Source organism: Lentzea sp. NPDC037011 (assembly GCF_055607425.1).
Window position 1 is genome coordinate 198,513 of the sequence record NZ_JBVJRT010000005.1, and the last position, 12,524, is coordinate 211,036.

General features: G+C 72.1%; 11 protein-coding genes and 1 pseudogene. 8 read left to right on the forward strand and 4 right to left on the reverse strand.

All coding sequences use genetic code 11. The features are described 5' to 3' along the window. Positions 1 to 25: 25 nt before the first annotated feature. Entirely contained in the window at positions 26 to 799 is a 774-nt protein-coding gene (locus ACZ7CH_RS16410) for a DUF742 domain-containing protein (protein ID WP_360385506.1), read from the forward strand. Continuing rightward, entirely contained in the window at positions 780 to 1,385 is a 606-nt protein-coding gene (locus ACZ7CH_RS16415) for a GTP-binding protein (protein WP_030470877.1), read from the forward strand. Before ACZ7CH_RS16410 ends, ACZ7CH_RS16415 begins: the two co-directional genes overlap by 20 nt. Positions 1,386 to 1,466: 81 nt before the next feature. Here ACZ7CH_RS16415 and ACZ7CH_RS16420 read toward each other — a convergent pair whose 3' ends face one another. Next, a complete protein-coding gene (locus tag ACZ7CH_RS16420) occupies positions 1,467 to 3,719 on the reverse strand; it encodes a helicase-associated domain-containing protein (RefSeq protein WP_470374263.1) in 2,253 nt (750 codons plus the stop codon). A gap of 85 nt (positions 3,720 to 3,804) precedes the next feature. On the opposite strand from ACZ7CH_RS16420, the gene ACZ7CH_RS16425 reads away from it, so the two are divergent. From ACZ7CH_RS16425 to ACZ7CH_RS16440, 4 genes and pseudogenes are all read left to right on the forward strand, one after another. After that, positions 3,805 to 3,990 (forward strand): hypothetical protein, encoded by a 186-nt coding sequence (locus ACZ7CH_RS16425; protein WP_360385510.1) that lies wholly within the window; start codon positions 3,805 to 3,807, stop codon positions 3,988 to 3,990. Between the two features lie 108 nt (positions 3,991 to 4,098). After that, on the forward strand, positions 4,099 to 5,481 hold the full coding sequence (locus ACZ7CH_RS16430) for an NAD-dependent malic enzyme (protein ID WP_360386624.1): 1,383 nt from the start codon (positions 4,099 to 4,101) through the stop codon (positions 5,479 to 5,481). 163 nt (positions 5,482 to 5,644) lie between these two features. Next, entirely contained in the window at positions 5,645 to 6,118 is a 474-nt protein-coding gene (gene moaC / locus ACZ7CH_RS16435; RefSeq protein WP_360385513.1) for a cyclic pyranopterin monophosphate synthase MoaC, read from the forward strand. After that, positions 6,103 to 7,010 (forward strand): annotated as a pseudogene (locus ACZ7CH_RS16440) (molybdenum cofactor biosynthesis protein MoaE). Before moaC ends, ACZ7CH_RS16440 begins: the two are co-directional and overlap by 16 nt. Positions 7,011 to 7,319: 309 nt before the next feature. On the opposite strand, the gene ACZ7CH_RS16445 reads toward ACZ7CH_RS16440, so the two are convergent. Then, positions 7,320 to 7,973 (reverse strand): transglycosylase family protein, encoded by a 654-nt coding sequence (locus tag ACZ7CH_RS16445; RefSeq protein WP_470369552.1) that lies wholly within the window; start codon positions 7,971 to 7,973, stop codon positions 7,320 to 7,322. Between the two features lie 571 nt (positions 7,974 to 8,544). Here ACZ7CH_RS16445 and ACZ7CH_RS16450 point away from each other — a divergent pair. After that, positions 8,545 to 8,676 (forward strand): hypothetical protein, encoded by a 132-nt coding sequence (locus ACZ7CH_RS16450; RefSeq protein ID WP_360385521.1) that lies wholly within the window; start codon positions 8,545 to 8,547, stop codon positions 8,674 to 8,676. After that, a complete protein-coding gene (locus ACZ7CH_RS16455; RefSeq protein WP_470374264.1) occupies positions 8,673 to 11,150 on the forward strand; it encodes an ATP-binding protein in 2,478 nt (825 codons plus the stop codon). The genes ACZ7CH_RS16450 and ACZ7CH_RS16455 overlap by 4 nt, the downstream gene beginning before the upstream one ends. On the opposite strand, the gene ACZ7CH_RS16460 is transcribed toward ACZ7CH_RS16455, so the two are convergent. Together ACZ7CH_RS16460 and moaA are read right to left on the reverse strand one after the other, a co-directional pair. Next, on the reverse strand, positions 11,114 to 11,377 hold the full coding sequence (locus ACZ7CH_RS16460; RefSeq protein ID WP_360385525.1) for a MoaD/ThiS family protein: 264 nt from the start codon (positions 11,375 to 11,377) through the stop codon (positions 11,114 to 11,116). The two genes, ACZ7CH_RS16455 and ACZ7CH_RS16460, sit on opposite strands and share 37 nt — an antisense overlap. Then, complete coding sequence (gene moaA / locus ACZ7CH_RS16465) at positions 11,374 to 12,432, reverse strand: GTP 3',8-cyclase MoaA (RefSeq protein WP_470374265.1); 1,059 nt, start codon at positions 12,430 to 12,432, stop codon at positions 11,374 to 11,376. The genes ACZ7CH_RS16460 and moaA overlap by 4 nt, the downstream gene beginning before the upstream one ends. Positions 12,433 to 12,524 lie beyond the last annotated feature (92 nt).

The following is a 12,524-nucleotide window of genomic DNA, read 5'->3' on the forward strand; positions in this document are numbered from 1 at the left end:
ACTGGTAGTACAGGGGTGAGATGAGATGGCTCGGAGACCTGGCGCCGGTGGTCGCCGCTTGGGTAGGAACTTCAACTACCAGGAGTGGGCGGCTGGTGGCTTTCAGTTCGAGGAGCCCGACGCGCCTCCCCCAGACCCAGAGGAAGCCGAGGACGCACCCCACGATGAGCGGGTTACAGGGCAAGGGCTAGGCGATATGTCTCAGCGTGAGGTGGATGACTCGTCGTCGTACCCGTACGACGACGTGCCGAACCGGTTCGACATAGACGGCGGGTACGGCACCGGGTTGTTCGGTGGCCCCGGCGCGGACCTGTTCGGCCAGCACGAGATGCCGGAAGCGGTGCCCGAACAGCTGCCGTACACCACCGGGCCGCAGCCGGTGTACAGCACCGGCGCACAACCGGCGTACAGCACCGGTGCACAGCCCGCTGTGCGGCCGGAGGAGAATGCGTCTGCGGACTCGGGTTCACTGGTGCGGCCTTACACGCGCACCGGTGGACGCACACGACCCGACTACGACCTCGCGATCGAGGCGCTGATCTCGACCAGCGAGCGTGGCCTCGAACGGGATGCCGCAGTACTTCCCGAGCACAGGTCGATCTGCGGGTTGTGTGTGGACACGCGGTCGGTGGCCGAGGTCGCGGCACTCCTACGCTTGCCTCTTGGCGTCGTGCGGGTGTTGATCGGCGACATGGCAAGCATGGGATTGGTTTTGATTCACCAGGGCGGTCTGGTCGTGGGGGACCGGCCTTCCATGGAATTCCTGGAGAGGGTGCTCAGTGGGCTTCGCAGGCTCTAGTCCCCAGGGCGCCGAGGGCGCACGGAAGCCGACTACGTCCGCCAAGATCGTCGTGGCGGGTGGCTTCGGTGTTGGCAAGACGACGTTCGTCGGCTCGGTGTCCGAGATCGTCCCGTTGACCACCGAGGCGGTGATGACCGAGGCCAGCGCGGGGGTGGACGACCTCTCCGCCACGCCGAACAAGGTCACCACGACGGTCGCGATGGACTTCGGCCGCGTGTCGCTCGACAGCGACCTGATCCTGTACCTCTTCGGTACACCGGGTCAGCACCGGTTCTGGTTCATGTGGGACGACCTGGTGCGGGGTGCCATCGGCGCCATCGTGCTGGTCGACACCCGCAGGCTCGCGGACGCGTTCGCCTCGATCGACTTCTTCGACGACCGGCAGCTGCCGTACGTCGTGGGCGTCAACTGCTTCGACGGCCTCCTGCACCACAGGCTGGAGGACGTGCGCGAGGCGTTGACGATCGACGAGTCGGTGCCGATCGTGACGTGCGACGCGCGGAACCGGCAGTCGACCAAGCAGACGCTCATCACGCTGGTGGAGCACGCGATGCGCCAGTGGATGTCCGTCCGCGCCGGCTGATCCCCGCAGCCTGAACGACTCGAACGAGGCGGGCCCCACCTCCGGGTGCGGCGCTCGCCTCGTCGTCGTGTCCGGGGTCAGTCAGTCCTCGTCCACCAGGGCGGCGGACGTGACGCGGTGCAGGGGGAACCGGAGCACCTCGCCGTAGCTGTGGTCGTAGCCCTCCAGCACGCCGCCGCCGACGACGTGCGGTTCGATCACGCGCTGCGCCGCCGTGCCGTGCGAGTCGACGAACCCGACCAGCACGCTGCGCCGCGCCCGTGCCGCCTCCTGCAGCAACGACAGCGTCGCCGACGGCCCGGCACCCAGGTTCCCGGGAACGGCGACGCGCTGACCCCGTGGCGTCGCCGCCGCGCGGTCACCGGCGCGGACCAGCTTCACGAGCTCGCCCAGCCGTTCGTCGGCGGGCACGGCCGGTGTCGCCGGTTTGCGCGCCGAACGCTGCCTCGGCGTGGTGCGCCGTCCACCCGGCCGCAGGTCCAGCACCTGCCCGTCGGGGCCCTCCGCCGCCGGGGCGAACCCGGCCGAGCGCAGCCCGTCCAGCACGTCCGCCAGCGGCAGCGGGCTCACGAGCACGGTCGGTGCGATCCGGCGCAGCTCCAGCCTGCCCGCCTCCGGGTGCGCCAGGACCTCGCTGACCAGCACCGGGTCGTCGCAGCGCAGGAACGACCCCGCGGCACCGCCGCGCAGCCGCCCGTGCCGGCGTGCGGCGTCGTCGACCAGGTAGGTCAGCGACTGCGGCACCGGGGTGCGCGAGCGGAGCTTGAACAGCTCGTGCAGGTCGTCGGCGGTGCGGCCCGCGTCGAGCGCGCGGCGGACCGTGGTCTCGCTGATCCGGTAGACAGTGGCGCTGCCCGCCGACTCGACGTCCGCGACCAGGGCCAGCTCGTCGGCCAGCTCCGGTTCGAGCCGGCCGGGCGCGACCACGGTGAGGTCGGCCTGCACCAGCACGTGGTCGAGCGGGTCCGGCAACGCCTCGGCGAGCGCCTTCGCTGCGGGCCCGGCGCCCTCGTCGAGCAGCACGCGGCCCGCACTGGTGACCGCACCGAGCGCGAGCACGCCCACGGCGGTGCCCTCCTCGACGGTCCAGCGCACCAGCTCGTCGCGTTGCCGCCCGCCCCGGCGCGGCGCCCGCCAGGCGAGCAGCGCGGCGAGCTCCGCGGCACCGCCGATCGCGGTGCCCTTCGGCAGCGCGGCGAGGCTGTCGAGCACCCAGCGGCGGTCGCGGGGCGCCTGGGCGCGGCGGATCTCGTCGGCGAGCGGGGTGAAGAGCTTGTCCTTCTCGTCGCGGCGGCCGACGAGCGCGGGCAGCCGCGGCAGCTCCAGCCAGGCGTGCGCGAGCGTGGCCCAGCGGACCTCGGTGGTCGCCGCGAGCCACACGTCGGCCTTGGTCGTCGGCACCCACTCCGGTTCGGTGGACTCGGTGTTCGCGGCCAGGTCGGCGCCGACCACCAGCTCGATCAGCAGGGCGGCGCGCTGTTCGTCGACACCCAGGTCCTTGGCGGCCCTGCGCAGGTCCCGCACGCCCAGCCCACCCGTGCGCAGCACCGCGGGCGGTTCGACCGACCAGCTCGCGAGCAGGTTCTCGACGTGCCGCACGAGCTCCAGCGCCTCACCGCCGCCGGTGGCGTCGACGTTCGCCGGGGCGACGGTGCCGGTGCGCGGCTTCGGCTCGGTCACCTGGACCGGCCCGAGTGGACGGTCGCCGCGCAGCCGCAGCGCGATCTCGCGGGGCAGCTCCACGGTGCCGGGATCGCGGCGCAGCAGCAGGCCGCGGGCGAGCAGCCGCTGGACCGGTGTCTCCGCCTTCTCCAGCGGCACGACCCGTGACGCGTCCTTCGTGTCGCCGATGGGCGGACCGGCGGCGAGCTTCTGCAGCACCCGCTGCTCGCCCTCGGTGATGCCGTCCAGGTCGTAGGTCTGCCCGGTGGCCCGGCCGAGCCCCGCCGGGTACGTGCCGAACGCCTCCCGCGTGACCGGGGGCAGCGACAGCGCGTCGTCGTCGCCCCAGACCAGCGCGAGCGACCGCAGCCGGGCGAGCGCCTGCTTGAGCGGCTTCGGCTTCACGTCCGGCCCGAGCACCCCCGCGAGTGTGGGCAACGCCACGGGCGCGGTGTCCGCGCCCACGACGACCAGGCCCTCCAGCACCGCGAGCGTGAACGTGTCGAGGTCCTCGCAGGCGCGCGCGATCGACGCCCTGGTGCCGACCCTCGTCGCGAGCACGGACATGTCGGCTGGTGGGGGCGTTGCCAGGTCGGGACGGGCGCGCAGCAGTGCGACGAGCGCGTTGTCGTCCTGGCCGCGCAGCCAGTCGGCCAGAGTGATGCCGGACATTCTCACCACGGTATATGGGCCGCTGGAGATCTCCTCGTCCTCTGTCACACTTGTGGCGTCATCTGGCACCACCGAGGAGGAGAACGTGGCGAAAGGACGCCCTGAACGGGTCGACCCGCACTGGCCGGAGGGCCCGGAAGGCGGTCACCCCGTCACCGAGCTGACCAGCGACCTGCAGGGCGCGCTGTCGCCGTTCGGCACGGTCACGTTCCCGCTGCCGGTCGAGGACCTCCCGTACACGCACCCGGTGACCGAGATCAACAAGTCCTGAGTGGATTGTCAGACCGGTCTTAAAACTCGCCGAGTCGGGTGAGTACCGCAAAGGGGCCGGGGATAGGCTCGTTTCCCGCTTGAGCAGCACTTCGTGGGAGGAATGACGATGCCGGTCCCCGGCCCTGGTTACTCGATCACCGTTCGACTGGAGGCGCCGCCGTCAGCGAGCGCCGCGGGTGACCTCACCTCGGCCGTCGGCCGCGCGGGCGGCGTCATCACGGCGTTCGACGTCGTGGAGTCGCACAACGACCGCGTCGTCATCGACCTCACCTGCAACGCCCTGTCGGCCAACCACGCCAAGGACATCACCGACACGCTGGAGACGTTGCCCGGCATCGTCGTCCGCAAGGTGTCGGACCGCACGTTCCTCGTGCACCTCGGTGGCAAGATCGAGATCTCGTCGAAGGTCCCGCTGCGCAACCGCGACGACCTGTCCCGCGCGTACACCCCCGGCGTGGCCCGCGTGTGCGAGGCGATCGCGAAGAACCCGGACGACGCGCGCCGCCTGACCATCAAGCGCAACACCGTCGCCGTGGTCACCGACGGCTCCGCCGTGCTGGGCCTGGGCAACCTCGGCCCCGCCGCCGCCCTGCCCGTGATGGAGGGCAAGGCCGCGCTGTTCAAGAAGTTCGCCGGCGTCGACGCGTGGCCGGTCTGCCTGGACACCCAGGACACCGAGGAGATCATCCGCGCGGTCGAGCTCATCGCCCCCGTGTACGGCGGCATCAACCTCGAGGACATCTCCGCGCCGCGCTGCTTCGAGATCGAGGCCCGGTTGCGCGAGAAGCTCGACATCCCGGTCTTCCACGACGACCAGCACGGCACCGCGATCGTGGTCGTCGCCGCGCTGCGCAACGCCCTGCGCGTGGTGAACAAGGACATCAAGGACTGCCGCATCACCGTCTGCGGCGTCGGCGCGGCCGGGTCGGCGATCATCCGCCTGCTGCTCGCGCAGGAGCCCGGCGACATCATCGCCGTGGACGTCGACGGCATCGTGCACCGCGACCGCCCCGGCCTGGACGCGAACCTGAAGTCCATCGCCGCCTCGACGAACAAGGGCAACCAGTCCGGCCGCCTGCACGACGCGCTGGTCGGCTCGGACGTGTTCATCGGCGTGTCGGCCCCGAACCTCTTCGGCGCCGACCAGGTCGCGACGATGGCCAAGGACGCCATCGTGTTCGCGCTGGCCAACCCGGACCCGGAGATCGACCCGATGGAGGCCCAGCAGCACGCCGCCGTCGTCGCGACCGGCCGCTCGGACTTCCCGAACCAGATCAACAACGTCCTGGCGTTCCCCGGCGTCTTCCGCGGCCTGCTCGACGCCCACGCGAAGACCATCACCGACGCGATGCTGCTGGCCGCCGCCCAGGCCATCGCCGACGTGGTCGACGGCGACCGCCTGAACGCGTCGTTCATCGTCCCGTCGGTCTTCGACAACACCGTGGCCCCCGCGGTGGCCGAAGCCGTCCGCAAGGCCGCCAACGCCTGACCCCGCCCCTCTTTCCGGTCATGCGGGAGTCCTACGTTCCCCTCTGGGGCACGCGGGGCCCCCGCGTGACCGGCGGGCCGGGCGCGGCGGGCGGGGCGGGGCGGGGCGGGCGGAGGGGCCTTGGGCAGGGGGCGCGCACTTCGTGCGGGCTTACGATCGCGGTATGACCAAGCAGTTCACCCACCTGGACTCCCATGGCGCGGCCCGCATGGTCGACGTCTCCGGCAAGGAGCAGACCACCCGCACGGCCGTGGCCACGGGCGTGCTGCAGACGACCGCCGAGGTGGTGGCACTGCTGGGCGCGGACGGCCTCCCCAAGGGCGACGCGCTGGCCACCGCCCGCATCGCCGGCATCATGGCCGCGAAGCGCACCTCGGAGCTCGTTCCGCTGTGCCACCCGATCGCCCTGTCGTCCGTGGCGGTGGACCTGGCGCTGGCCGACAACTCGGTCCTCATCACCGCCACGGTCCGCACCACCGACCGCACCGGCGTGGAGATGGAAGCGCTGACCGCGGTCTCGGTGGCCGGCCTGACCCTGCACGACATGGTGAAGTCCGTGGACCCGGCCGCGACCATGAACGCGGTCCGGGTGGAACGCAAGGAAGGCGGCAAGACCGGCCTGTGGGAGCGCCCGTGAGGAAAGCAGTGGTCATCACCGCCTCGAACCGGGCGGCCGCCGGCGTCTACGCCGACCGCAGCGGCCCCCTGATCACCGCCTGGCTCACCGACCGCGGTTTCACCGCCGGTGACCCGGTGGTCGTCCCGGACGGCGACCCGGTCCGCGACGCCCTGGCCGCGGCCGTGGCCGACGGCGCCGACCTCGTCATCACGACCGGCGGCACCGGCATCAACCCCACCGACCGCACCCCGGAGGCCACCCGCGCGGTCCTCGACCACGAGATCCCGGGCCTGGCCGACGCCATCCGCATGGCGGGCTGGCCGGAGGTCCCCGGCTCGGTCCTGTCCCGCGGGGTGGCCGGGGTCTCCGGTCGCACCCTGGTCGTCAACCTGCCCGGCTCCACCGGCGGCGTCCGCGACGGCCTGGAGGTCCTGGCCAAGGTCGTCGACCACGCCCTGGACCAACTCCGCGGAGGAGACCACAGATGAGCGTCGTGCTGCGCGCCACCGTGACCGAGGAACCGCTGTCGGTGGAGGAACACGCCGCCCTGGTGACCTCCGACCGCGCCGGTGCGGTCGTCACCTTCTCCGGCGTGGTCCGCGACCACGACGGCGGCCGCTCCGTCCTGGAGCTGGAGTACCACTCCCACCCGTCCGCCGCGGACGTGGTCGCCGAGGTCGTCGCGTCACTGGCGGACCGCTACGAGGGCGTCCACGGCATCGCCGTCTCCCACCGGGTCGGGCCGCTGAAGATCGGCGACGTGGCTCTCGCGTGCGCTGTGGCGGCGGAGCACCGCAAGGAGGCCTTCTCGCTGTGCGCGGACCTCGTGGACGAGGTCAAGGCGCGGTTGCCGGTGTGGAAGCGGCAGGTGTTCTCGGACAACACCGATGAGTGGGTCAACTGCCCCTGATCGGGTGCAGATTTCCGCAACGCACGTGAGCCGCTCGGAGGGCGGTCGGCGCTCGCAATGAGGCTGCCGGGGCCGAGCGAGGCTGCCGCTCGGGCGCGGTCGGCGGGATGGGCGCGGCTGCCGCTCGGAGTGTGGTGGGCGAGGCCGCCGGAGCCGAGCGAGGCGTCTCTCGCCGGACAACGCGTGGGTCCGTGCCCGTCCATCTCACGCCCGTGCCCGTCCGACGCGAACAGGGACCTCACCGCCGGGGGGTCGCGATGAGGTCCCTGTTCTTGCATCAGCCCGTCACGGGCCAACGACGTTCGACGCTCAGAGCGCCAGCTTGTGACCGGGGAAGATCAGGTCGGGGTTCGTCAGGAACCCCTTGTTCTTCTCCACGATCGCCTGCCACCCGCCGCTGACCTTCTGCTCGTCAGCGATCTTCGACAGCGTGTCGCCCGCCTTGATCTCGTAGGTGCCGTTCGGGTTCGACTTCGAACCCGCGACGACGACCGGGGCGACCGGCGTGGCGGCCTGGCGCTGCTGGGGCTGCACCTGGCGCTGCTGCTGCTGCTGCTGCGGGGCGGGGGCGGCCTGACGGGCCGGAGCCGGGGCGGTCTGGCCGCCGAGGCCCTTCACGCCGCAGGTCGGCCAGGCCTTGTAGCCCTGGGTCTGCAGGACGCGCTCCGCGATGCGGATCTGCTCCTCGCGCGACGCCTGGGCGGGGTTGCCCTGGCCTCCGTGGCCTTGCCACGTCTGCATCGAGAACTGGAGGCCACCGTAGTAGCCGTTTCCGGTGTTGATGGACCAGTTGTTGCCGCTTTCGCACTTGGCGACGGCGTCCCAGTCCATCGAGGGGGCGGCGTTGGCGGTGCCAACGGCCAGGCCCAGAGGGGCACCGGCGATGATGCCGGCGACCGCGACCTTGGCGATGGTGCGAGCTGCGGAACCCTGCTTGCCCTGCGTGCCACGGTTGAAAGCCATGTGCCTCTCGGTCCACCACACCTGCGTCAGCAGCTCGGGTTCGGGGCCCGGTGTGCTCCTGCGTCCCAGTCCAGCGGTGTCTCTCGCTCGGGGTATGTCCGGGGAACCGTGTGGACTGGGTTCGGTGCTCGGTTCTCCGGTGGTGCTCTCGGCCGGTTCGGGGCCAGCCGAGATGTGACCGTACGTAGCCCATGGCGGCACCGCCAAACGGAACCGACCGTGATGCGCGTCACAGTAACGGTTCGGTTTATTGTCGGAAATCTACAAAACCGCAGCTCAGGAGCGCCGTTATCGGTCTGTTTCCAATCCGAGATCGACCGAGATCTTTCACGGAAAGTGAGTCGTGGCTCACGACCACTAGGCCATCGGAGACGTCCTCCTCACGGTGGGAGGACGCCCCTGCGATCAAGTGCGCGGCGGAGGCGAGCAGACTGCGCGCACTCCTCGATGCACCCGTTCGGCTTACAGCTCGTCCGCCGCCCGAGGCGCTCGCCGGCCGGGCCGCCGTGTTCCCGGTCTCGACTCGCACGCCCGACTCGCGCTCGTGCGCGGACGCCTCGACGATGCACTGGTGACCGAGATCAAGTCCGTCGAGCTCGCGCAGGAGGCGCACAGCGCCGAGGACGAGGCGGAGCGCGCGGGCCCCGCGCTCGTGGCCGAGACCGGGTGCCGTTCCCGGGAGGAGGACCTCGACCGCGCATGACCAGGCTCGACCTGCTCCGCTCCGCACTCGCCGCCCGTCCCGGCCAGCCCGTCCCGTTCGACGAGCTGGTCGTCACCGTCTGGCCCGATGACCGGCCGGCGAACCCGAAGGCGGCGCTGCGCAACCTCGTCCGGCGCCTGCGCGCCACCGAGGCCGTGGTCACCGAACCGCACGGCTACCGCCTGGTCGTGCGCAGGCCCGGTCCGCGCCAGCTGCCCGCCGACCTGCCCGACTTCGTCGGCCGCGCACCGCAGATCGCCGCCGCGCTGGCCGCCACGGCCCCCGTCCTCGCGATCACCGGCCCGCCCGGTGTCGGCAAGACCTCGCTCGCCGTCCACGTCGCGCACCGGCTGCGGGCCGGCTTCCCCGACGGGCAGCTGCACGTGAACCTCCGCGCGTTCTCCGCGAGCGAGCCGGTGACGGTCGAGCAGGCGCTCGCCCGGTTCCTGCGCGCGCTCGGCGCCGAACAGGTCCCCCTCGCGCCGGACGCGCAGCTCGCGCTCTACCGGGAGCTGACCGCGGGGCTGCGGCTGTTGGTGGTGGTCGACAACGCCACCGCCGACCTGGTCACCCCGCTGCTGCCCGCTGGCGCGGGTAGCCGGGTGATCGTCACGAGCCGCACCGACCTGCCGGAGCACGAGCAGATCCGGCTCGACGTGTTCGACGACGCCGAGGCCGACGCGCTGCTCACCAACATGCGCGTCGACGGCGCTTCACCCGACCGCGCCGAGCTCGTCGGCTGGTGCGCCCACCTGCCGCTCGCGCTGCGCATCGCCGCCGCGCACCTGACCGACCGCCACCTCGCCGACTACCTGGTCGACCTGCGCGGCGAGGGACGGCTGGACGCGCTGGAGATCGAGGGCGACGCCGCGGTGCGCGCCACGTTCGAGCTGTCCTACCTGGCGCTGCCCGACCGCGCCCAGCGGCTGTTCCGGCTGCTCGGCCAGGTCCCCGGCCCCGACTTCGGCGTCGAGGCCGCGACCGCGTTGCTCGGCTCGCCCGCCGCCGAACCGCTGGACCAGCTCGTGGCGGCGAACCTGGTGCAACGCGCGCAAGACCGCCACAGCCTCCACGACCTGCTGCGCGCCTACGCACTGCGTCTGGGCGATGCCTCGCCGACCCGGCTGTTCGCGTACTACCTGCTCAACGCCGACCGCGCGGGCCGCACGCTGAACCCGGAGCTGCACCGCCTGCCGCTGCCCGAGCTGCCCGCCGACCTGCCCGCCCACGACCTGGGCACCATGGCCGACGCGCTGGCCTGGCTCGACACCGAACGCCAGAACGTCGTCGTCGCCGTCCTCGCCGCCGCCGACCGGCCCGTCGCCTGGCAGCTCACGGACGCGATGCGCGCCCACTTCCTGCACCACTCCGCGGACGTCGTCGACTGGCGCACCAGCGCCCGCGCCGGCCTGCGCGCCGCTCGCACCCTCGGTGACCAGCGCGCGGAGGCGACCATGCACGGTTCGCTCGGTCTCGCGCACTGGCGGTCCGGCGAGTTCGCCGAGGCGCTGCCGCAGTACACCCGCGCCGTCGCGCTGGCCCGCTCCCACGGCGACCACGCGGCGCTGAGCTCGCTGCTGACCAACCTCGGCATCATCCACTGGGAGCTCGGCCACCTCGCGGAGGCGGTGGCGGCGATGGAGGAGTCCCTGACCCTCGACCGCAGCCCGAACGCCCTCTACAACCTCAGCAGCATCCTCGTGGACCTCGGCCCGCTGGACCTGGCCGTCGCCTACGGCGAGGAGGCGCTGGAGATCTCCCGCGCCTCCGGGCTCACCGCGGGCGTCGCCTACTGCCTGCAGGGCCTCGCCTCCGTCTACCTCTTCCCCGGCGACCTGGAGACCTCCGAGCGGTACCTCGCCGAGGTCGCCACCCTCACGACCCCGGAGCTGGGCCCGCACTTCCCGAGCCGCAGCCGGGAGACCCACGCGTTCCTGCGCCTCGAACAGGGCCGCTACGACGAGGCGGAACGCGACGCGCGCGCCGCCGTCGACCTGGCCGTGGCCGGTGCCGACGACACGAACGAGGCCGACGGCCGCATCACCCTCGGCATGGCGCTGCAACGGCAGGGCCGCGTCGAGGAGGCCCTCGCCGAGCACGAGCAGGCCCTCGCCATCGCCCGCAGGGCCGGCTTCGCCAGGGGAGAGGTGCAGGCGCTCGCGGGCCTGGCCGCCGACCACCGCGCCGCCGGCGACCTGGCGTCGGCACTGCGCTGCGCCACCGAGGCCGACGACCGCGCCGAACGCGCCCAGCTGCGGGTGCGGCAGGTGCAGGTCGTGGCCGAGCTGGTGGAGGTGCACCGGGAGCTCGGGGACTTCGAGGAGGCCGAACGCCAGCGGCTGCGCGGGCTGGAGCTGGCGCGGATGACCGGGCGGAGGTCGTGGGAACGGCGGCTGGCGCAGCCGGTGGACCCCCGCGGCTCGGGCGACGACGCGGGTCAGCCGCCCGCGAACGGCGGCAGCACGTCCAGCTGAGCCCCGGCCCGCACCGGCACCGACGTGTCCCGCACGGCCACCCCGTCCAGCAGGAAGCTCGACGCCGCCAGCACCTTGCCGAGCCGTTCGCCGTGGCGTTCCCCGATCGCGCTGACGACCACGGCCACGCTCGGCGAGCCTTCGAGCACGAGGTCCTCGTCCGAGACACCGGCCGCAGCGCGCGCACCCGCGAAGTAGCGGACCTTCACCGCGGTGGTCACCGTCATCCTCCGATGGCGCTCATGGGCCGGTCGGGCTGGCTGAAGCCCGCGTCGTTGATGCCGTGACCGGCCGCCTTGCCCCACATGGTGGCGCGCCAGGCGTCGGCGACGGCGGAGTCGGGGGAGCCGTCGCGCAGCAACGCGCGCAGGTCCGTTTCCGACCGGCTGAACAGGCAGTTGCGGACCTGGCCGTCCGAGGTGAGCCGGGTGCGGTCGCAGGCGGCGCAGAACGGCCTGGTCACGGACGCGATCACGCCGACGGTCGCGGGGCCGCCGTCGACCAGCCAGCGCTCGGCGGGGGCGCCGCCGCGCGGGACCTCGGACGGGGTCAGGGTGAAGGCCTGCGACAGCATCGCCAGGATCTCGTCGGCCGTGACCATGTTCGTGCGGGTCCAGCCGTGCTGCGGGTCGAGCGGCATCTGCTCGATGAACCGCAGCTGGTAACCGTTCTCGACGCAGAACCGCAGCAGCGGGACGGCCTCGTCCTCGTTCATGCCGCGCAGCAGCACGGAGTTGACCTTCACCGGTTCCAGGCCTGCCTCGCGGGCGGCGTCGAGGCCGTCGAGCACGTCGGTGATGCGGTCGCGCCTGGTCAGCGTGGCGAACCGGTCGGGGGCGAGGGTGTCGAGCGAGACGTTGATGCGGTTCAGGCCCGCGTCCTTCAGCGACTTCGCGCGGCGGGAGAGCCCGATGCCGTTCGTGGTCATCGACATCCGCGGCCGGGGCTCCAGAGCGGCGGTCGACGCGATCACGTGCTCCAGCCCGCGGCGCAGCAACGGCTCGCCGCCGGTGAACCGGATGTCGGTCACGCCCAGGTCGACCACGGCGATCCGGATGAGCCGGACCAGCTCGTCGTCGGTGAGCAGCTCGTCCTTCTGCAGCCAGTCGAGGCCCTCGGCCGGCATGCAGTAGGTGCAGCGCAGGTTGCAGCGGTCGGTGAGCGAGACCCGCAGGTCCTTGGCCACCCGCCCGAACCGGTCGACGAGCAGCGGCGTGTCCGGACGTGCGGACACGTCGGGGGTGCCGCGCACCACGGGTAGTCCCAACTCCACTGCTGTCACCTCATTCAGCTTAATGAACAACCTCTTGTAGGTACCTCCACAACGGAGGTTTCTCACGTTCCGCCCAGTTGGAGCACATCCACGACCAATTG

What these genes read in the sequence shown, in the direction of transcription:
- ACZ7CH_RS16410 (WP_360385506.1), top strand. Translation starts at nt 26, where the DNA reads ATGGCTCGGAGACCTGGCGCCGGTGGTCGCCGCTTGGGTAGGAACTTC.
- ACZ7CH_RS16420 (WP_470374263.1), bottom strand. Translation starts at nt 3,719, where the DNA reads ATGTCCGGCATCACTCTGGCCGACTGGCTGCGCGGCCAGGACGACAAC.
- ACZ7CH_RS16430 (WP_360386624.1), top strand. Translation starts at nt 4,099, where the DNA reads ATGCCGGTCCCCGGCCCTGGTTACTCGATCACCGTTCGACTGGAGGCG.
- moaC (WP_360385513.1), top strand. Translation starts at nt 5,645, where the DNA reads ATGACCAAGCAGTTCACCCACCTGGACTCCCATGGCGCGGCCCGCATG.
- ACZ7CH_RS16445 (WP_470369552.1), bottom strand. Translation starts at nt 7,973, where the DNA reads ATGGCTTTCAACCGTGGCACGCAGGGCAAGCAGGGTTCCGCAGCTCGC.
- ACZ7CH_RS16455 (WP_470374264.1), top strand. Translation starts at nt 8,673, where the DNA reads ATGACCAGGCTCGACCTGCTCCGCTCCGCACTCGCCGCCCGTCCCGGC.
- ACZ7CH_RS16460 (WP_360385525.1), bottom strand. Translation starts at nt 11,377, where the DNA reads ATGACGGTGACCACCGCGGTGAAGGTCCGCTACTTCGCGGGTGCGCGC.